This window comes from Streptomyces sp. IBSBF 2435 (assembly GCF_036815005.1).
Taxonomy (GTDB): Bacteria; Actinomycetota; Actinomycetes; order Streptomycetales; family Streptomycetaceae; genus Actinacidiphila.
This window is the reverse complement of the sequence record NZ_JAJSYW010000077.1, coordinates 1-19,308: the sequence shown is the minus strand read 5'-3', so window position 1 is coordinate 19,308 and position 19,308 is coordinate 1. Positions and strand designations below refer to the sequence as shown.

Below are 19,308 nucleotides of genomic sequence, written 5' to 3'. Positions count from 1 at the left end.
GGATCACAGCCGAGGGTGCGACCATTGCCCTCCGCCGGGGCTGGGCCGATGATGTCCGCACCCGATCGGGACAGGGGAGTTCTGATGATCGAAACGGGCGGATCCGGCCGGCTCTGGCTGCTCTCCGGGCCGGGCAGCAGCTACGCCCTGCACGTCACGGAACGCGACGAGCTGCTGCACCTGCACTGGGGGCGCCGGATAGCGCTCCGCGACGCCGAGGCGCTGGCCACCGACCCGCTGCCCGCGGAACGGCCCTTCGAGTCCGCGCTCGACGGCCACGAGGAGTACCCGGTCGAGGGCGGCCCGCGCTTCGTGCGCCCCGCGCTGTCGGTACGGTCCCGCGAGGTGCGCGGCACCGAGTGGTGCTTCGAGGAGTACGAGACCGTCACCGGCCCGGCCGCGCAGGAGCTGCGGCTGCACTTCCACGACTCGCTGCACCACCTCGACCTGACCCTGCACTACCGGGTACGCCCCGGCTGCGACGTCGTCGAGCGCTGGACCACCGCCACCCACGTCCCCAACGGCCACCGCGAGCCGCTGGAGCTGCTGCGGGCCGACGCCGCCACCTGGACGCTGCCGCACCGCGACGGCTGGCAAATGTCCCAGCTGCACGGCCGCTGGGGCGCCGAGAGCCGGCTGGTACGCGCCCCGCTGACGCCCGGCGAGCGGGTGATCGGCAGCCGCCGCGGCCACACCGGCCACCAGCACCTGCCGTGGTTCGCGCTGGACGCGGGCGACGCGACCGAGGAGCACGGCGAGGTGTGGACCGGCGCGCTGGCCTGGTCCGGCTCCTGGCGGATCGCGGTCGCGGGCCTGCCCGACGGGCGGGTCCAGGCCACCGGCGGCGCGGGACACGACGACGCCGGACTCGTACGCCTCGACCCCGGCGCCTCCTACACCAGCCCGGTCTTCGCCGCGCTGTGGACCGGCGGCGGCTTCGGCGCCGCCAGCCGCGCCTGGCACGCCTACCAGCTGGCCCATGTCGTGCCCGAGGGGCGGCGGGTGCGGCCGGTGCTCTACAACTCCCGGGAGGCCACCGGCCTCGACGTCGGCGAGCGGCAGCAGCGCGAACTCGCCCGGCGGGCCGCAGCGATGGGCGTGGAGCTGTTCGTGGTGGACGACGGCTGGTTCGGCGACCGGGTGAGCGACCGGGCGGGCCTGGGCGACTGGACACCCAACCCGGACCGCTTCCCGAACGGCTTGAAACCGCTCTCCGACGAGGTGCACGCGCTCGGTATGCAGTTCGGCATCTGGGTCGAACCGGAGATGGTCAACCCCGACAGCGACCTCTACCGCGCCCACCCGGAGTGGGTCCAGCACCACCCCGGCCGCCGCGCCACCGAGTACCGCCACCGACTGGTGCTCAACCTCGCGCGCCCCGATGTGCGCGAGCACCTTGCGGAACGGCTCGACGCGCTGCTGCACAGCGCTCCCGTCGACTACGTGAAGTGGGAGTTCAACCGCTGCTTCACCGACCCCGGCTGGCCGGGAGAGCGCTATCCGGAACGGCTGTGGACCGCCCATGTCGAGGGCCTGTACGAGCTGATCGACCGGCTGCGGGCCGCGCATCCGGGCGTGGCCTTCGAGTCCTGCTCGGGCGGCGGCGGCCGGGTCGATCTGGGCATCCTGGCCCGCACCGACCAGGTCTGGACCTCCGACAACACCGACCCGCTCGACCGGCTGCTGATCCAGCACGGTTTCAGCCAGCTGCACCCCGCCCGGGTGATGGCCGCCTGGGTGACCGACAGCCCCAGCCCGATGCTCAACCACCGCCGCAGCCCGCTGCGCTTCCGCTTCGTCAGCGCCATGGCCGGCGTACTGGGCATCGGCGGCGACCTGCTCGACTGGAGCGCCGAGGAGCGCGCCGAGGCGGCCAGCTGGGTGGCGCTGTACAAAACGGTCCGCCCGGTCGTGCAGCTCGGCGACCTCCACCGGCTGCGCCCGCCGGGCGACGGCGGCCTGAGCGCCGTCCAGTACGTGCACGGCGCCGACACCGTCGTCCTGGCCTGGCTGCCCGCGCAGTCCTTCGGCGACCCGGTGCCGCCGCTGCGGCTGCGCGGCCTGGACCGGGACGCCTCGTACCGCGATGTGGCCACCGGGGTCGTGCGGAGCGGGGCGGTGCTGGCCGAGCGGGGCCTGCGCACCACGCTGGCCGACGACCTCGACGCCGCCGTATTCCATCTGCGCCGAGTGTGACCCGGTGGGATGAATCACGTGGCGTCAACCCCTCCCTACGGTCGCGTAAGTCACAGCAGGAGGAGAAAGACGGACCGACGTGGCTGACGATGCGCGGGGACTCAACGAGGGCGTGATCGGGTCGTACACCGCGGTGGGGGACGGCTCCACCGAAGGCGTCGGCGATCCCGGCCCCGACGGCGCCCACGTCGGGTGGGCCGACCGGCTGCCCCTGCGTTAGCCGGGGCCCGGCGGGTGCCGACCGCCCGTCCTGGGAGCGGACCGCCTGTGCAGGCGCCCCGCCGGCCAGCGGACAGCCGTCCTGCGCCGGTGATATCGGACCCGGCGGAGGGGTCCAGGTCAGTGGGGAGCGCGGTGGGCGGAAAGCTCCGCCCACACCACTCGACCTGTACCGTTCTCCGCCGGGTCCGACCCCCATGCCAGCGAGAGCACGCTGACCAGCAGCAGCCCTCGCCCGCCTTCTTCGTCGGCGCCGGCGATGCCGGGCGCCGGCACGGATGTGCACCGGCCCTGGTCGGTCACTTCGACACGTACGACGCTGCCGCGGTCCTCCAGGACACAGGTGATCTTCTCGCTGTCGGTGTGCCGTACAGCATTGGTGAACAGTTCGGTCACCACCAGACTCGCGTCATCGCGCAATTCGGCGCCGACTCCCCATTCCCGCAAACGTGCACGTATCCGCCCGCGGGCGTCCGCGACGGACGCGCTGAGTGCGGGCAGCCTGAACACGTCATGGCGGCCGGGGACGCCGACACCATCAAGGCGCTCGCGCCAGAGGGCATCAGGTGAAAGAACCACTCCGTAACTATGGGGGGCGCCCGGGACACATGGCAAGGTCCGTTCTGTAATTTACAGAATCGGCGCTACATGCTGTCGCGTGCGCTGACAACATGACAGACTGCTTCTCAGCCAAGGAAGTTGGAGGATGAGCCACGTGATGGATCCCCGGCCGGGAGGAGCCCCGACCGTCCTGCGCATGGTGCTCGGAAAGCGCCTTCAGGATTTGCGGGAGCAGGCCGGTATCAGCCTGGAACAGGCCGGCCGCGCGCTGGACGTCACCCATGCCACCGTCCGCCGGATGGAAAAGGCGGAAGTCGGGCTGAAAATACCGTATGTCGAGAAACTCCTCATCACTTACGGAATCACCACACCCGAGGAGATCAGCGGCTTCCTCGCGCTCGCCCGGGAGGCCAACAGGCCCGGCTGGTGGCACAGCTTCCGCGACGTCCTGCCCGACTGGTTCAGCGCCTTCGTCAGCCTGGAGGGCGAGGCCGCGGTCATCCGCGCGTACGAACCGCACTACGTGCCCGGTCTGCTCCAGAGCACCGGCTACGCGCGGGCCACGCTGCGCGCGGGACTGCCGAACGCCGAGCCGGCCGAGATCGACCGGCTGCTCACCCTGCGGATCGAACGTCAGGCCCTGGTCAGGCGGTCGGAGGCGCCGCCGCTGCTGTGGGTCGTCATGGACGAGACGGTGCTGCGCCGCCCGATCGGCGGCCGGCGGGTGATGCGCGAGCAGATGGAGCAGCTGATGGAGGCCACCGAGCTGCCCAACGTCCGGCTGCAGATCATGCCGTTCGCGTCCGGACCGCATCCGGCCATGTACGGACCATTCCACATCTTCCGGTTCCAGCTGCAGGAGATCCCGGACATCGCCTACGCCGAGAGCCTGGTCGGCGGGACCTACTTCGACGAGCGCGACGACGTGTCCGCGTTCCTGGAGGCGCTGGACCGGATGTGCGCGCAGGCCGCGCCAGCACAGAGCACCAAAGCCATCCTCGATGGCATGCGCAAGGAGATCTGAACGATGGATCGCGTCGGCAATGACACCATGTACGGGTACGAGGACGTATACGACGGAATCTACAACGGAATGCCCGCCAACCAGCTCGGCAACGAGGGCTGGCGGAAGCCGTGGAGCGGCGGCAACGGAGGCTCCTGCGTCGAGGCGAAGAAACTCAACGACGGCAGGGTGGCACTGCGCCAGTCCACCGATCCCGACGGCCCAGCTCTGATCTACAGCAATCACGAGATCACCACGTTCATCCTGGGCGCCAAAGCGGGCGAAGCGGACTTCCTGCTCGGCTGAGCACAGCGCGGCACGCACCACGCATTCAGGCACCACGTACCACCGCACCACGTACCAGCGCACCACGTACCACCGCACCACGTACCAGCGCACGACGCACCACGCACGAGCTCGCGCAGCAGCGAAGGAACCGGAGGACGGCGTTGACCGACCAGGGATTCCCCGTCGGGGAGATAGACACCAGCAGGCCGCACCCGGCCCGGATGTACGACTTCTTCCTCGGTGGCCGAGACAACTACGAGGTCGACCGGGACGCCGCCCAGCGCGTGATCGACGTGTTCCCGGACATCGTGCCGACGACCCGCGCCAACCGCCGCTTCATGCACCGCGCCGTCCGCCACCTCGCCGCCAGCGGTATCCGGCAGATCATCGACATCGGCACCGGCATCCCGACCGCGCCCAACACCCACCAGATCGCCCACGAGGTCTCCGAGGACGTCCGGGTCGCGTACATCGACAACGACCCGATCGTGGCGACCCACGCCGGAGCGCACCTTCTCGGCGCGGGGAACACCGGCTTCTTCCTCGGTGACCTCCGCGAGCCGGAGAGCGTTCTCCAGCACCCCACCCTCGGCGAGCTGATCGACTTCGACCAGCCGGTCGGACTGATGCTGGTGGCCGTGCTGCACTTCATCACCGACAAGGAGGACCCGGCGGCCCTGGTCGCCGCCTACCGCGACGCGCTGCCCGCCGGCAGCCAGCTGGTCCTCTCGCACGCCACCAGCGACTTCCACCCCGCCGAGGCCGGACTCGACGAGGCCAGGGACGTCTACAAGGACCGCAGGGCCACGGCGACCGTCACCACCAGGAGCCACGCCGAGGTACTGCCGTTCTTCGACGGCTTCGACCTGGTCGAACCCGGCCTGGTACAGATTCCGCTGTGGCACCCCCAAGGCGGTGCGGCCCCCGAAGCGGAGGAGCTGCGCCACGTCGGGACCTACGGAGGCGTCGGCGTCAAGCGCTGAGGCCCCGCTGCACCACCCAAGAGCCAACTAACACCGGGGAAGGGAAGGGCGGCGGGGGGGGGGGGGGGGGGGGGGGGGGGGGGGGGGGGGGGGGGGGGGGGNCCCCCCCCCCCCCCCCCCCCCCCCCCCCCCCCCCCCCCCCCCCCCCCCCCCGACCGGTTTCCCCGCCGGCGCCGGCGGACATCTCAGCGCAGCGCCGCCATGGTGACCGTCACACCGTCCAGAGTGCCCGCGAAGTCCGCGCCCAGCGCGCGCGAGGGGGTCTGGAAGCCGTCCGGCAGCTCCTTCAGCCGCCCGACGATCCGCAGCACCGCGTCCACGGTCAGCCGGTACGGATTCGGGCCGGTGAGCGTCGCGGAGACCGTGTTGCCCGCCGCGTCCCTGGCCCGCCCCCACACCTCGCAGCCGGTGCCGTTCAGCGCCCGCTCGCCGGGACCGCGCACCAGCCGCCCCACCGCACCGCCGACCGCGCCGCGCAGCGGGCCGAGCCGCAGCATCCGGGTCATGGCCAGCGCGGGCGCCGGCAGCGCCATATACGTCGTGATGTCCGGGATACCGGTCGAGTGGTAGGCCGTACTGACATCGCCCCACGGCACCGACACCACCGTCCGCGCCCCCGAGGGGAAGGCGGCCCGCACCTGCCGCGAACCGAACGGCACGGTACGGATCTCGCCGCCCGAACGGATCCGCCCGCCGTCCGCCGCGCTCTCCAGCGCAGTACGCGCCGTGCCGGGGCTCGCCCCGCCGCCGGTGATGAAGGCCAGGTCCAGCTGCGTCGCGTCCGGCAGCCGGGCCGCCAGCAGCGCGGCCACGCAGTCCGTCGGCACCACATCGAAGCCGGCCCCCGGCAGCAGGGTCACCCCGGCCGACGCCGCCCGGCCGCCCAGCGCGTGCAGCGACTCGAAGACGTCGATCTCACCGGTGATGTCCAGATAGCCGGTACCGGTCTCCACGCAGGCGGTCGCCATCGGCAGCGCGGTGCGCACGAAGGGGCCGGCGCAGTGCGCCACGCTCTCCACGCCGGCCAGGCCGCGGCGTATCGCGGCCGGCTCCTGCAAGCCGAACACCCGGTGCTCCAGGCCGAGTTCGGCCGCCAGTGGCACCACCTTCGCGGCACTGCGGCCCGCCAGGACGGGGCGCATACCGAGGGCGACGGCGCGGCGGGCGATCAGGCGGCCGGTGTAGCCGGTAGCGCCGTACAACAGCCAGGTCATGGGTGTGAATCCTCCTCCGAGGGCGTGACCGGAACCGTACACGCGCTGCCCGCGTCGGCGATATCTGGTGGGCGCCGGGGCCGCGGCATGCGACTCTGGAGCCATGACCGACCAGAAGCAGCAGGCCGCTGCGGAACCCGCGGCAGCAGAACCTTCCACCGAGGAGCCCGAAGTCACGGCCCCCGAGGACGAGGACGAGGTGAAGCGGAAGTTCCGCGAAGCGCTCGAGCGCAAGCAGGGGGCTCACCGCGGGTCCGGCGCCGCCGGCACAGGACCCGATCAGTCCAAGATCCACGGCGCTCACGGGCGCGCCGGCGGCCCCCGCGAATTCCGCCGCAAGAGCGGCTGACCCTTCCCCTCCCCGCCCCGCCCGGCCCCGGGCGGGCCCATTTCCCCTGCTGCCGTCACCCTCGGCGCGATGAGCGGGCACCCACGGACAAGGGGCGCCCCCGGTGACGCGGGGAGCACCCCTTCGGCGGCACGGACTCCGCGGGACTCAGCGGTGGTAACCGTCGCCCATCGCGGCGGCGTTGTGCACGGTGCGGGCGTCGTGCAGGGCACGCTCGGCGTCGCGCGCCGCGCGGTGCTGCCGGTCACGCGTGCGGCCACGCCCGCGGCGGCGCAGGACGATGACACCGGCCACCACCGCGACCACAAGAACAGCGAGTGCCGCGAAGACCACGGCCATGACATCCCCCTCGTGCTCCGGAACCCGGAAATCCCAAAGTGACCCGCAGGTACGGCCCCGACCAGGGCAGCGGCCGACCGGGACAGCGCCAACCCGTCTTCCACAATGGGGAGATGGGATGGACCACCACCAATGACCCGCACCGTTTCCTCGCCGCTGCGGAGGACTTCCTCCAGTCGCGTCCCGTGGAGAATTCCGTACTGCTCACCGTCTGCGACACCCTGCGCCGCCGCGGCCTCACCGCGTACGGACCGCGGCCGCCGGTCATGGGCTGGTGGCGCCCGGCCACCGGGGGAGCGGCGGCCGGATCCCTGGCCGGAGCCGTACAGGCGGCCTTCGTGCGGACGCCCCCCTATCCGCCCATGCTCTCCCGCGGCCCGGCCGCCGCGGCCCGCGAGCTGGCCCGGCAGTGGACGGGCGAGCCGCTCGCCGAAGCGCGGGGCGACCCGAGGCGGTCACCGCCTTCGCTGACGCCTGGTGCGCCAGGACCGGCACCCGCTGGCACATCGCGGAGCGCACCCGCGTCCACGCGCTCGGCGAGCTGACCCCGCGCCGTCCGGGGCCGCCGGGAGCCGCCGGAACCGCGGTCGCCGCCGACCGCGATCTACTGCTGCGCTGGTCCCGGGAGATGGCCGCGGAGATCGGCGTACCGCTGCCCGGCGGCGACGCCGTCGTGGACGACGTGATCGCGCACGGCCGCCGCGCCCTGTGGCGCACACCGGACGGCGAAGCGGTCGCGATGGCCGGCCGGTCCGTCGAAATCCGCGGCGCGATAAGGGTGGTGGCCGTCTACACCCCGCCCGAGCACCGAGGCAAGGGCTACGGGGGCGCCGCGGTGACCGCCGTCTCGCAGGCCGCGCTCGACGCCGGGGCACACCATGTGCTGCTGGTCACCGACCTCGCCAACCCGGTCAGCAACGGCCTCTACCGGCGGCTGGGCTATCGGCCGGTACGCGACAGCCTGCACGTGGCCTTCACCGCGGCAGGGGCCGGGGAGGCCGGACCGAGCACGTAACGCCTGCCCCGGGACGCCGGACCGAGCACGTAGGCCCGCGGCGCCGAGCACGTACGGCCAGTCGCGCCGAGTCTGTGGCGCCCGGTCCGGCGGCTCACGGGAAGATCCGCCCGCCCCCGCATAATGGAACGAGCGGATCTTCCGCTGATAAGACGACTTCCGCCTGGAGGCAACGTGACCGGCGCCGGCCCGCAGCCGTCCCGCTTCGTGAAAGCGCGCCCGGCGCCGTTCGGGGCCGACCCCACGGGCGCGCGCCTCGACCGCATCCTGAAATCGCCGAACTACGCGGACGGCGCCTTCGTGAACCCGATCGGCGCCCGCCAGGCCCCGAGCAAGGAGATGCTCAAGTCGCTGCCCGCGAACCTCCGCAAGGAGGTCCGGGTGACCAGGAAGCCCGCCAGGCCGGTCCCCGTGCACCCCACCACGCTCGCCGACATCGCGTCCCCTCCGGCGTCCGGCCTGCGGCTGACCTGGATGGGCCACTCCACCGTGCTGGCCGAGATCGGCGGGCGCCGGGTGCTCTTCGACCCGGTGTGGGGCCAGCGCTGCTCGCCCTTCCCCTTCGTCGGCCCGCGCCGGGTGCACCCGGCGCCCGTCCCGCTGGGCTCGCTGACCGGTCTCGACGTGGTCGTCATCTCGCACGACCACTACGACCACCTCGACATGCCGACCATCGTCGAACTCGTACGCAGCGACGTCGTCTTCGCGGTGCCGCTGGGCGTCGGCGCGCACCTGGAACACTGGGGCGTACCCGCCGCGCGGCTGCGCGAACTGGACTGGAACGAGTCCACCGAGATCGCCGGCCTGCGCCTGACCGCCACCCCCGCCCGACACTTCTGCGGGCGCGGCCTGCGCGGGCGCCAGCAGACCCTGTGGGCCTCCTGGGCGGTCACCGACGGCACCCACCGCCTCTTCCACAGCGGCGACACCGGCTACTTCCCCGGCTTCGCCGACATCGGCGCCGAGCACGGCCCCTTCGACGCCACGATGATCCAGATCGGCGCCTACAGCGAGTTCTGGCCGGACATCCACATGACGCCCGCCGAGGGCATGCGGGCGCACACCGACCTGTCGGGCGGCACCCCGCGCGGGGTGATGCTGCCCATCCACTGGGGCACCTTCAACCTCGCCCAGCACGCCTGGGCCGACCCCGCCGAGGGGACGGTGGCCGCGGCCCGTGCGACCGGGTCGAAGATCGCCACTCCGCGGGTCGGCGCGCCCTTCGAGCCGGCCGACCCGCAGCCCGACGACTGGTGGTGGCGCGAGGTCGCCGTCGTCCCGGCGGGCGGCTGGCCCGCGCACCCGGAGCGGCCGGCCGGCGCCGAGCACCCGGCCGACGACTACGAGCCGGCCCGCCCGGAGTAGCCGCAGGCGTACGCGTACGGCGTTTCCGTACACGTACGCCCATCCGTACGCCCTACGAGGTCGCGCGGCCCAGGTAGGTCAGCACTCCCGCGTCAGGCACCGCGATCTCGTGGAAGCCGAGCCGGTCGTAGAAGGCCCGCGCGGCGACGTTGACGCTGAGCATGCCCAGGTGCACGGCAGGCACCCCGCGGGCGGCCAGTGCCGCCAGGAAGGCCGTGATCAGCGCCCGCCCGTGGCCCGCGCCCTGGAAGCCGGGCAGCAGGTCGATGTGCAGATGCGCCGGGTAGCCGGCCAGCGCCGGCACCACCATCCGCTCCGGGGTGTGCAGCAGCGAGGCCATCACCCCGGTCGCGTCGGCCGGTTCGCCGTCCGGCGCGGGCCAGCGGCCGGCGACCGTGGGCAGCCACTCGTCGCGGAAGCGCTTGACGAAGCCGGCCGTGTCCCCGGTGCCCAGCACATAGCCGACCGCCTGCCCGTGCCCGTCGTCCAGCACGAAGGCCGCCTCCGGTTCCAGTACGGCGTAGGGCGCGGCGAAGATCGCCCCGAGCAGGTCGTGGTCCTGCTCGGGGTAGTCTGCGCTCGCGTCGCCGCCCGCGGCGGCGGTGCGCAGGCAGATGGCGTAGAGCGCGGGAAGGTCGGCGGGCCGGTAGGGGCGGATTGTCGGGCTCACTGCTGCTCCTGGTCGGACGGTGCGGACGCCTCGGGCCGCTCGGGCCCGTCCGTGGCGTCCAGCGGGACGAAGGTGAAGGAGAAGGCGGCGGGCGCGGCGTCAAGGCGGTGGGAGGGCAGCACCTCGGGGCCGCAGGACGCGCTGCCCAGGCCGTGCAGCGCGTGGTCCAGATGCACCCACAGCGTGTCGGAACGCACCAGGTCGTACGTGTGCTCCGCCGCGTCCAGCGCCTCGGTGCTCCACGGCCTGGCTGTCAGCCAGAAGGCCGGCGCGCCCTCGATCCGTACGCCCGAGCCGTCGCCCCCGCGCAGCTCGGCCCAGCGCACCCCGGCCCTGGCGCCGTTCTCCTGCGGGCGGACGTACGGGGTCTGCAACGCCTCGACCGACGAGCGCCAGCGCCCGATCCTGGCCGCGGCCCGGCTGTCGGGGTACGCCTCGCCCGGCCCGCCGCCGTACCACTCGACCGACTCCAGCCCGGGGCTCAGCCCGAGCCGTACCCCGAGCCGGGGGAGCGGCAGCCGCCACTCGCCCTCCGGGGTCACCGCGACGTCCAGCCGCAGCCGGTCGCCGGTCGCGCTCCAGGTGCAGACGGTCCGCAGGGCGCGGTCGGCGGCGGCCGGGGCGACCCGGGTGGTGACGGTCAGCGTGTCGCCGCCGACCGCGACCCCCACGACCCGGTGCTGCATCCGGTGCAGGCCCGACTCCCGCCAGCGCAGGTCGAGCCGGGTCTCGTGGTGCCAGGGCATGCCGCGGTCGTTGTCGGTCGGCGCGCGCCAGACGTCCAGGCGCGGGCCGTGCACCCGGGCGCCGCCGAGGCGGCGCAGGGTGCCGGTGGCCGCGTCGAAGGTGCCGGGACCGAGGACGACGGTGCCGTCGTCGGCCGGCCGCGGGGAGTGCGCCGCGCCCCGGTGCGCCCGGCTGACGGTGCCCTGGCCGCCGACGGCGCGGTCGGCCGCCGCGAACTGCGTCCACGCGACCTCGTGCCCGGCGGGCGCCCACGCGGTGTCCTCGGCCAGCACCGCGCGTACGGTCCAGTGGGCCTCGCCGGGGCCGGGGGAGCGGGGCATCAGCGGCAGGCCGAGGAGAGCGCTCTCCCCGGGTCCGGTGGGCGGCACGGTGAACCGCCCCCTGTCACCGGTCACCCCCTCGACCTCGTAGGACCAGCTGAAGGCCAGCCCCGAGAGGTCGGCGAAGTCATGGCGGTTGACGACCGTCACCAGCCCGCGCTCCGGGTCGCCCTCGATCCGCACCGGCTCGATGACCTTCTTGTACTCGACCAGCCCGGGCGAGGGCGTACGGTCGGGGAACACCAGCCCGTCGCAGACGAAGTTCCCGTCGTGCAGCTCCTCGCCGAAGTCCCCGCCGTAGGCGTAGTACGCCGTCCCGCCCGCCGTCCTGCGGCGCAGCCCGTGGTCGATCCACTCCCAGACGAAGCCGCCCTGGCAGCGCTCGTACGTCTCGAAGATCCGCTGGTATTCGGAGAGCCCGCCGGGCCCGTTGCCCATCGCGTGCGCGTACTCGCAGAGCAGGAACGGCATGTCGCGCCGCCGCTTGTCCAATTCCGCGTCGGCCAGCGGCAGTTCGGCGCGGCGGCCGATCAGCTCGGACTCGGCGTGGTTGGCGTACATCCGCGAGTAGACGTCGGTGTCAGCGCACGAGAGGTCGCCCTCGTAGTGGATCGGCCGGGCCGGGTCGCGGTCGCGGATCCAGGACGCCATCGCGGAAAGGCCCGCGCCGGTGCCGCACTCGTTGCCCAGCGACCACATCACCACCGAGGGGTGGTTCTTGTCCCGCTCCACCATCCGGGCCGCCCGGTCGAGCAGCGCCGGCGTCCAGCGCTCGTCGGCCACCGGATTGCCTCGCCAGCCGATCTCCTGGAAGCCGTGGGTCTCCAGGTCGCACTCGTCGACGACCCACATGCCCAACTCGTCGCACAGGTCGAGGAAGGCGGGGTGCGGAGGATAGTGGCTGGTGCGGACCGCGTTGATGTTGTGCCGCTTCATCAGCAGCAGGTCGTCGCGCATCGTCTCCTGGTCCAGGACGCGCCCGCGGTCCGGGTCGAACTCGTGCCGGTTGACGCCGCGGAAGAGGATCCGCCGCCCGTTGACCTTGAGGACCCCGTCCTCGACCGCGACGCTGCGAAAGCCGATCCGCAGCGGAATGCGCTCTCCCTCGGTCGCCAGCTCCGCGTCGTACAGCCGCGGCAGCTCCGCGGTCCAGGGCTCCACGGCGACGACGACCTGCTCGCCGGTGGGGATGTCCAGGTCCAGCTCCGGCACGGTGACGGTGCCGCCGGGCTCGCAGTCCACCCGGAGGGTGCCGTTGCCGGTGGCGTGGTCGTAGCCGCAGTGGACGAAGAAGTCGGTGACCGCGCCCTCGGGCCGCTCGATCAGGGTGACCTCCCGGAAGATCCCGGGCAGCCACCACATGTCCTGGTCCTCCAGGTAGCTGCCGGACGACCACTGGTGCACCCGTACCGCCAGCACATTGCCGCGTGGCCGCAGCAGCTCGCCGACCTCGAACTCCACCGGCAGCCTGCTGCCCTTGAAGGTGCCCAGCCCGGTCCCGTTGAGCCACACCCGGGCGCAGGAGTCCACCCCGTCGAAGCGCAGCACCGCCGCCCCGCCGGGCCAGTCGTCCGGCAGGTCGAACATCCGCAGGTGGTCCCCGGTCGGGTTCTCGGTCGGCACGTGCGGCGGATCGAGCGGGAAGGGGTAGCGGATATTGGTGTACGCGGGCCGCCCGTGCCCGTGCAGCGGCCAGTGCGACGGCACCGGCAGCTCGTCCCAGCCGGCGGCGTCGTAACCGGGCTGGGCGAAGGAGTCGTCCTGCGCCTGCGCGGTCGGCGACAGCCGGAAGCGCCAGTCGCCGCCGAGCCCCACCCGCCGGGCGTCGGAAACCGCCCACCAGGCCCGCGGCGGGAGCGCTCCCGTACCGGGGGCCATGTCCTCGTAGTACGGAACGGCCTCGGAGGGCTCCGCCTCGTGCATCGTGCTGCTCCTCAGGTCCCGGATCCGCGGTGTCGCCCGCGCCGGGCCTGACCGGCCCGGTTGATCCGCAAGTCCGATTCTGCTGAGGCGGCGGGCCCGCCGCTAGGTGTACCCGTCACCGGATCCGTACGAGTCCGCCCTCCGGCCACACCGCGTAACCGCCCGGGTCCCCCACCCCACCCGGGTGCGCGCGAACACCGCCCCGGGTGAGGTATTCTTCTCATGCACGGCCCCCCGGGGATCCCCCCGGGACCGGCCAAGCACCGGGACGTGGCGCAGCTTGGTAGCGCACTTGACTGGGGGTCAAGGGGTCGCAGGTTCAAATCCTGTCGTCCCGACGGTGCACGAAGGGCCCGCTGACCTGGCATTGAGCCAGGTCAGCGGGCTCTTCGGCTTATCGGCAATCGTTTCCATGTGATGGGGCGTCAGGGTCCTGGGGACCACCTGGGGACCACCTGGGGACCACGGCCGTGGAAAAGCCGCAGGGCAGCATGATTTCGTCAGGGACCATGTTCATCTCGGCCCTACGCGGAGTTGTCCGGTTCCTACAATCTCCGCAGGGTCGCGGACATGCCGGGGGAGGGCGGCGGGAGGCCGGGGGTAGTGCTCAGGTGGTTGCTGAGGGTGCGGCCGGCGTGGACCACGGACTGCAGGTCGGGGTGGAGATAGCGCTGAGTGGTCTGCAGGGAACCGTGGCCGGCGATCAATCTCAGGACGTGCAGGGGGACTCCGGCATCCGCCATCCAGGTCAGCCCGGTGTGGCGCAGGTCGTGGCGGCGCAGGTGCTCGTAGCCGAGAGACTGGACGACGTCGTCCCAGTGGGTGGCGTCGCGCAGGACGGCGGTGGTGATCCGCCCGCCGCGGGGGCCGGTGAACAGCCGGGCGTCTGGTCTGTGGCTGGCGGCGAGCACGCGCTGGGCGACCATGGGGCGGACCTCGTCGATGAGCGGGACGCGGCGGGCGACCTTTCCCTTGGTGTTCTTGTCGGCCAGCCCGCCGGGGGACGGGGTGGTCTGCCGGCGGAGGTTCCAGATCCAGTTGGTGGTGTCGATGTCCTTGACCCGCACGCCGGAGACCTCGCCGATGCGTGCGGCGGTGCAGGCGGCGAAGGTCACCACATCACCCCAGCCGGGGTACTGGTCGAATGAGCGCGCGACCAGGGCCTGGCTGAGTTCCTGGAGGGCGTCCCAGTCGCGCAGGGCCAGGGAGCGGGGGTCGTCCAGTTCGTCCTCCGCGAGCTGGTACTGCCTCTGCCAGCCTTTGATGCGGGCGGGGTTGGCGGTGATGAGTCCGTCGCGGACGGCCTGCTCCATGATGCGGACCAGGACGGCGAGACTGTTCTTGACCGTCGAGCGGCCCTCGCCGTCGGCGATCCACGCGTAGACGGTGCGGTCGACGTCCCCGTTGGTGATCATGTTCAGTTGCAGGTGCCCGAGCGCGGGCACGACCCGCAGCCGCCAGCCGGCCAGGTAGGGGTCGGTGGTCTTGGGCTCCAGCCCGCGCAGGGCCAGCTGCATGTGGGCGGTGCCGTACTCGGCGAGCGTTTGGTTGGCGGTGGCGGGGTCGATTCCCCGGCCCGCCGATGCCAGGAGGGCGTCGATCCACTCCTGGGCAGCGTCAACGCCGGCGTGCATCTTGGCCATGGAGCGGCGACGTTTGGTGTGGGGGTCCACCCAGCGCACACGGGCCTTGTAGGGGAGCTTGCGGCCGGGACGGTGCTCGATGTCGTGCGCCAGCGGGACGGCGGTGGGCAGTTGGTGGCGGTAGGGCAAATCAGGCCGCCTTCTGCCGTCGGCCGGGTATGGTGCGCCGTTCATCCAGCCAGTCCTGCAGGTCGCCGGCGTCGTAGTGGACGACCCGGTCGGACAGGCGGATGAACGGCGGTCCCTGCGGTGGCCGTTCGGCACGCCACCGCCGCACCGAGGACGGGTCGACCCGCAGCAGCCGGGCCACTTCCTCAGTGGTGAGCAGGGATGAGGTCTGTAGCCCTGTCGGGAGGTCTTCCGCGCGGTGTAGGGGCACGTCGGCGGGGGCCGGTACAGCGGAGTCCTGCGGCAATGCACTTCCTTGATGTCGGCGTCAGCGGAAAGACACGAGGACGGGCCGGAGCCCTTCCAAGTCCAGCAGTGAGGCGGCTGTTCTCCACAGGAGAGAACGGCCGCTGGCTGAACCACGGTCTTTCATCCATCTTCATCAGGAAACGCGTTTTGCCTGACGGCATTTTCCGTGTTATCAGCCCGAGCAGGACGTGCTGTCGCATGCTCAGCTACCCACCGGCCGGTACCAGTGCGAGGTAGCCACAAGGGCTGAGCGTTGGGTGACCGTACTGCCGATGGCTCCAGCACGACGGGCCAGGAGTGACCACGCGCGAGGCCGGACGCTGCCCTACGCGCGCGCGAAAGCGGGCACGCTGGGCGGAGACGCTAACGCAGCCCGCGGTGACGAAAAGAGCAACGGCTCCGGAGATTACAAGTTTTCGCAGGTCAGAGCGTTATCTGACGGAGCATCGGGTCCACTGCGGCACAAATACGTCACGCGCTCCGACCTAAGAACTGATTACCCATCAGGTGCCATTCTCGAACCTCGCGCTGGAAATAATTGTGCCTCCTTGCCGTGTTGGTGTCATGTCGGTGATCACGGTGTGAAGGATGACAGGGGGCCGCATTTGAGGTTGTTCACGCTCGGTGATGGAAGCGCTTCGGAGATCGTGCCGTTGGCGCTGGAGTTCGAGCGGGATCTGCAGGGGCTGGTCGAGGCGAACATGCCAGCGCTGCTGGGCGTGCGCTTCCTGGCGTCCGAGTACAGCACGGGTCCGGTGCACGGCGGGCGGATCGATTCGCTGGGGATCGACGAGAACGGTGCTCCGGTAGTAGTGGAGTACAAGCGCGGGCGTGACCCCGGGGTGATCACCCAGGGCCTGTTCTATCTGGCCTGGCTGACCGACCACCGGGCGGAGTTCGAGGTCCTGGTCCGCGACCGGCTCGGGGTTCCGGCCGCGGCCCAGGTGCTGTGGAGCGCACCGAGGCTGATCTGCGTGGCGGAGGACTTCACCCGCTACGACCGGCACGCGGTCGGTGAGATCCGCCGCTGCATCGACCTGGTCCGCTACCGCTTCTTCGGCAGTGGTCTTCTCGGCCTTGAGCCGGTGGTCACCGCCTCCGCCCGCGACCGCGGCCGGGGAGCGGGGTCGGGCCGCGCCGGGCGCATGCCGAAGAAGCAGCCGCCCGGGGGCGGGATCGGCGAGCTGCGGGACGCGCTGGACGAGGTGCTGGTGTCGCTGGGTGAGGACGTGCGGCGGATCGAGCGCAAGCAGTACCGGGCCTACCGCAGGCTGCGGAACATCGCCTGCGTCGGCCGCAGCCACCGCAGCGAGGTGCTGGTCTACCTGCGGGCGGACCCCAAGAAGGTCGACCTCGTCCCCGGGTTCAGCCGGGACGTGACCGGCCTGGGCCATCACGGGACCGGAGACCTCGAGGTCCGGCTGCGCGCCGAGAACGACCTGGAGCGCGCCGGCGACCTGCTGCAGCTCAGCTACGCCGCGGCGTAGCCGGCTGCTGCGGATGGCGTCGATGGGTGTCGGCCGGACCGGGCGGCACCCATCGACGCGCTCGCGGCTGTCGACGCTGCGGCCGTGCGGTTGCAGACTGCCGTCTGGGCCTGCTGGCGATCCTCCACGGGCGGAGTTCTCGGCCTGGCTGGCGCGAGTGGGGTCAGGCGGAAGGTCCTTTCGTTGTGCGGACAGGGCGTGGCGGTGTGTATTCCATGATGCGGAGGAAACACGTTTTGCCTGACGGCATTTTCCGTGTTATCAACCGCCGGGGACTGTGGCAGAGGCGGTCGGCACGTCGGCAACGCCTGCTAGGTGACATCGCCGCGAGTCGCCGTGGCGAGCGACCAGGCGGCCGGTAGACACGTTGTGTGACTGACCTTGAGTTTGGCAGCGACCTGCACTTCGGGCTGAAGGAAGAATTCGGCCGCCGTGCCGACTGGCCGCGGGGGCTCCACGTTGCGGAGACCCTGCTGGCTGCGGTGGGCCTGCATCTAGGACGAGCTGACGCGCTGCTTCTGCTCCGATGCACCCGGGCAACCGAGACTTCTCTCCGCCCTGTGGACGGCGAGGTTGGCGGTCACCTTGCCGACCTGCTCTCCACTCCTCCCGTTGACGCAGATACGCTCGACCTGATCTGGCCCGCCTTTGTGTCCATCAACGCCATCGTCGGAAGCGAGCACTGGGAGCGCTTCGTGGACGCGGCCATCGCGGGCTTGAGCGAGGAAGACGTATCGCTGGCGGTGTAGCCCAGGCTATATGCGGCTCGGGCTGCGACGGTAAAGAGCTTCGGCCCTGTAGTGGACAGTCGCTGCTGCGCTGGGTCGGCTGTGATAGCGCAGCCCAGAGTGCACCTGCTCTCGGTCACTTTTTGATGCGGGTGAAGAGATCCCGCGGTTCGACTGCGAGGTAGGTCTCCGACGTCGCTGCCTCTGACAGCGTTGGCGTCAGAACAATTCGAGGGGCTGGCCCGATGTCGCGGAAAACGTCATCCCAGCCGTGGGGTGCTGTGTCAAAGGCTGCCCACACCTGAGAGTTGACGATTTCACGTGCATCTTCTGCGCGTTGGCGGTATTCGATACCGGCTAGTCGCATGTCGCTCTCGACTCTCTTCTCCGCCCGTGCTGTCAGCGGTTGGTCCTCGGCGCGCGTGGCGGGGAACATTTCGCTTTCTGCTATGAAGAGTTGCTCGCATGCGTTGTACAGGCGGCGGGACAGGCCGAGTGTGACGTCGGTGCCCGGCACGCGACAGGCGAGGTAGTTCTCCAGTCCGGCTTCAGCAGTGAACCGGCTGGTCACGTCCGACCCGATGGCGAGGTCTCGCTGCTCCTGCCGGAGAGCGAGGGTTTCCTCGTCGTGTTCCAGAAGGGTGAGGGGTCCGGTGGCGCGGCGTCGGTAGGTGCGGCTGCGGCTGAGCGGCACCTGGAACAGATTCGGGGAAGTGGCTTCTGCCGCGGCGCGCAGCATGAGGTATACGAGCATCTGCGAGCGGGCGGCCTGTCCAAGCTGGTCGGCGTTGTTCAGGTCTTTGGGCCTTGGCCGAACCTTCTGTCGGAAGGTTCGGTCAGCAGATGCATCCGGTTGCGGCCTCACCGCAGGGGAGCCGGGATGGTGCTCGTGTCCGACGACGACAATGAGGTCGTTCTCGCTGTGGACCTTGCGGAGAAGTCCTGCACTGCACAGGATCAGGCGATGGTCGTACCCGTAGGGGGCCATCACTGAACTTCCGCCCTGCAGTTGCTCCCAGCCCTTCTGCTGGCGACGGGGCCCGATGTCGCCGCCCTTGGCCTCGATGAGCCAGTATCGGCGCTCTGTGGTGTGCGTTCCCCACAGATCAGGCCGCGGTGAGGATTGCCCCTTGAGTTTTTTCAGCTTTGCGGCTGGGTCCTCGACATCGGCGGGCCAGCTGTCTTCCAGGTTGAAGGTCTGGCCCAGTCCCATCCGCTGGCACACCCATTCCGCCATCGTCATGCCCAACCGGTAGCTGAACGCGCCACGGGCGCTCGCTTCCGTCCCGCGTTCCAGGACACGGTTGGAGGTCAGCCGGCGGCCTGCGTTGTAGGCGTGAGGTGTGGGTCCTTGGTGGAGGGCGAGGAACGCATAGAGCGGCGCGATCCGGGCCACCAGTTCCCCCGCCGCCATCTGCGGAGTATCCAGCCATGGGGTAAGGTCCCGCCCCACGTTGCAGGCTGCGTGGATGATCTCGCGCCAAGTGGTCGTCGGCAGGTACCAGCCGTCCGTGTCCGGGAGACCTGGCCTCTCCCACGCCTGCGCCTTCCCAGTGCGCCACTTCTTCCACGGCCGTCCGCCCGGCCCGTCGCGCAGCAGGACGGGTACGTCGATCCGGTCGTCGTAGTTCAATGCTCCGATGTCGGGCGTGTGGTTCGAAGGCTTACTCACGGCCGCCACTTTGCCAGTGCGGCCTGCTGCCGTGCCCGCAGGCCGCATCACTGGCGCCTCGCCCGTTGGAGCATTGAAGTTTCCCCGTGATCTCGGACACTCGTTCTTATGCGGCGATGGTGTGCCGCTGTCGGGTCTCGTGCGGGGTCAGGTAGCCCCAGTTGGGGTG

At 71.3% G+C, this 19,308-nt stretch carries 17 protein-coding genes, 1 tRNA gene and 1 pseudogene; 11 read left to right on the top strand and 8 right to left on the bottom strand.

Annotated elements, in window-relative coordinates; genetic code table 11:
- Positions 1 to 84: 84 nt before the first annotated feature.
- Positions 85 to 2,196: an alpha-galactosidase gene (locus tag V7E46_RS17120; RefSeq protein ID WP_333769206.1), complete on the top strand. Its 2,112-nt coding sequence runs from the start codon at positions 85 to 87 to the stop codon at positions 2,194 to 2,196.
- Between the two features lie 79 nt (positions 2,197 to 2,275).
- A pseudogene (locus tag V7E46_RS17115) lies at positions 2,276 to 2,404 on the top strand (SGNH/GDSL hydrolase family protein); the annotation flags it as partial.
- Positions 2,405 to 2,535: 131 nt separating this feature from the next.
- Here V7E46_RS17115 and V7E46_RS17110 read toward each other — a convergent pair.
- Positions 2,536 to 2,994: an ATP-binding protein gene (locus V7E46_RS17110; RefSeq protein ID WP_329173376.1), complete on the bottom strand. Its 459-nt coding sequence runs from the start codon at positions 2,992 to 2,994 to the stop codon at positions 2,536 to 2,538.
- 136 nt (positions 2,995 to 3,130) lie between these two features.
- Between V7E46_RS17110 and V7E46_RS17105 the strand changes: the two genes are divergently transcribed.
- The 3 genes from V7E46_RS17105 to V7E46_RS17095 all read left to right on the top strand — a co-directional run bounded on the left by V7E46_RS17105 (position 3,131) and on the right by V7E46_RS17095 (position 5,250).
- Positions 3,131 to 4,000, top strand: coding sequence for a helix-turn-helix domain-containing protein (locus V7E46_RS17105; protein ID WP_443054201.1), 870 nt, complete (start codon positions 3,131 to 3,133; stop codon positions 3,998 to 4,000).
- A gap of 27 nt (positions 4,001 to 4,027) precedes the next feature.
- Positions 4,028 to 4,285, top strand: coding sequence for a DUF397 domain-containing protein (locus V7E46_RS17100; protein WP_329173375.1), 258 nt, complete (start codon positions 4,028 to 4,030; stop codon positions 4,283 to 4,285).
- A gap of 143 nt (positions 4,286 to 4,428) precedes the next feature.
- On the top strand, positions 4,429 to 5,250 hold the full coding sequence (locus tag V7E46_RS17095; protein WP_333769205.1) for an SAM-dependent methyltransferase: 822 nt from the start codon (positions 4,429 to 4,431) through the stop codon (positions 5,248 to 5,250).
- 185 nt (positions 5,251 to 5,435) lie between these two features.
- On the opposite strand, the gene V7E46_RS17090 is transcribed toward V7E46_RS17095, so the two are convergent.
- Positions 5,436 to 6,464: a saccharopine dehydrogenase family protein gene (locus V7E46_RS17090; protein ID WP_329173372.1), complete on the bottom strand. Its 1,029-nt coding sequence runs from the start codon at positions 6,462 to 6,464 to the stop codon at positions 5,436 to 5,438.
- 103 nt (positions 6,465 to 6,567) lie between these two features.
- Between V7E46_RS17090 and V7E46_RS17085 the strand changes: the two genes are divergently transcribed.
- Complete coding sequence (locus V7E46_RS17085) at positions 6,568 to 6,813, top strand: DUF5302 domain-containing protein (RefSeq protein WP_329173370.1); 246 nt, start codon at positions 6,568 to 6,570, stop codon at positions 6,811 to 6,813.
- 147 nt (positions 6,814 to 6,960) lie between these two features.
- Here the strand turns inward: V7E46_RS17085 and V7E46_RS17080 are convergent, their stop codons facing one another.
- Positions 6,961 to 7,152 (bottom strand): hypothetical protein, encoded by a 192-nt coding sequence (locus V7E46_RS17080; RefSeq protein WP_333769204.1) that lies wholly within the window; start codon positions 7,150 to 7,152, stop codon positions 6,961 to 6,963.
- Between the two features lie 409 nt (positions 7,153 to 7,561).
- On the opposite strand from V7E46_RS17080, the gene V7E46_RS17075 reads away from it, so the two are divergent.
- Both V7E46_RS17075 and V7E46_RS17070 read left to right on the top strand, forming a co-directional pair.
- On the top strand, positions 7,562 to 8,167 hold the full coding sequence (locus V7E46_RS17075; protein ID WP_333769203.1) for a GNAT family N-acetyltransferase: 606 nt from the start codon (positions 7,562 to 7,564) through the stop codon (positions 8,165 to 8,167).
- Positions 8,168 to 8,341: 174 nt separating this feature from the next.
- The gene (locus tag V7E46_RS17070; protein WP_333769202.1) at positions 8,342 to 9,532 is read left to right on the top strand and encodes an MBL fold metallo-hydrolase; all 1,191 of its coding nucleotides are present in this window, start codon (positions 8,342 to 8,344) and stop codon (positions 9,530 to 9,532) included.
- 52 nt (positions 9,533 to 9,584) lie between these two features.
- On the opposite strand, the gene V7E46_RS17065 is transcribed toward V7E46_RS17070, so the two are convergent.
- Both V7E46_RS17065 and V7E46_RS17060 read right to left on the bottom strand, forming a co-directional pair.
- Positions 9,585 to 10,202, bottom strand: a complete 618-nt coding sequence (locus tag V7E46_RS17065; protein WP_333769201.1) for a GNAT family N-acetyltransferase — start codon at positions 10,200 to 10,202, stop codon at positions 9,585 to 9,587.
- Positions 10,199 to 13,192, bottom strand: a complete 2,994-nt coding sequence (locus tag V7E46_RS17060; protein WP_333769200.1) for a glycoside hydrolase family 2 TIM barrel-domain containing protein — start codon at positions 13,190 to 13,192, stop codon at positions 10,199 to 10,201. The genes V7E46_RS17065 and V7E46_RS17060 overlap by 4 nt, the downstream gene beginning before the upstream one ends.
- 264 nt (positions 13,193 to 13,456) lie before the next feature.
- On the opposite strand from V7E46_RS17060, the gene V7E46_RS17055 reads away from it, so the two are divergent.
- Positions 13,457 to 13,530: transfer RNA gene (locus tag V7E46_RS17055), tRNA-Pro, on the top strand.
- Between the two features lie 207 nt (positions 13,531 to 13,737).
- Here the strand turns inward: V7E46_RS17055 and V7E46_RS17050 are convergent.
- Together V7E46_RS17050 and V7E46_RS17045 are read right to left on the bottom strand one after the other, a co-directional pair.
- The gene (locus tag V7E46_RS17050) at positions 13,738 to 14,964 is read right to left on the bottom strand and encodes a tyrosine-type recombinase/integrase (protein ID WP_333769199.1); all 1,227 of its coding nucleotides are present in this window, start codon (positions 14,962 to 14,964) and stop codon (positions 13,738 to 13,740) included.
- A 1-nt stretch (position 14,965) separates the two neighbouring features.
- Positions 14,966 to 15,214, bottom strand: coding sequence for a helix-turn-helix transcriptional regulator (locus V7E46_RS17045; RefSeq protein WP_443054200.1), 249 nt, complete (start codon positions 15,212 to 15,214; stop codon positions 14,966 to 14,968).
- 643 nt (positions 15,215 to 15,857) lie between these two features.
- Here V7E46_RS17045 and V7E46_RS17040 point away from each other — a divergent pair.
- A complete protein-coding gene (locus tag V7E46_RS17040) occupies positions 15,858 to 16,739 on the top strand; it encodes a DUF5655 domain-containing protein (RefSeq protein ID WP_333769198.1) in 882 nt (293 codons plus the stop codon).
- A 371-nt stretch (positions 16,740 to 17,110) separates the two neighbouring features.
- Positions 17,111 to 17,488, top strand: coding sequence for a hypothetical protein (locus tag V7E46_RS17035; RefSeq protein ID WP_333769197.1), 378 nt, complete (start codon positions 17,111 to 17,113; stop codon positions 17,486 to 17,488).
- A 115-nt stretch (positions 17,489 to 17,603) separates the two neighbouring features.
- Here V7E46_RS17035 and V7E46_RS17030 read toward each other — a convergent pair whose 3' ends face one another.
- A complete protein-coding gene (locus V7E46_RS17030; RefSeq protein WP_333769196.1) occupies positions 17,604 to 19,139 on the bottom strand; it encodes a gamma-glutamyltransferase in 1,536 nt (511 codons plus the stop codon).
- Between the last annotated feature and the right edge of the window lie 169 nt (positions 19,140 to 19,308).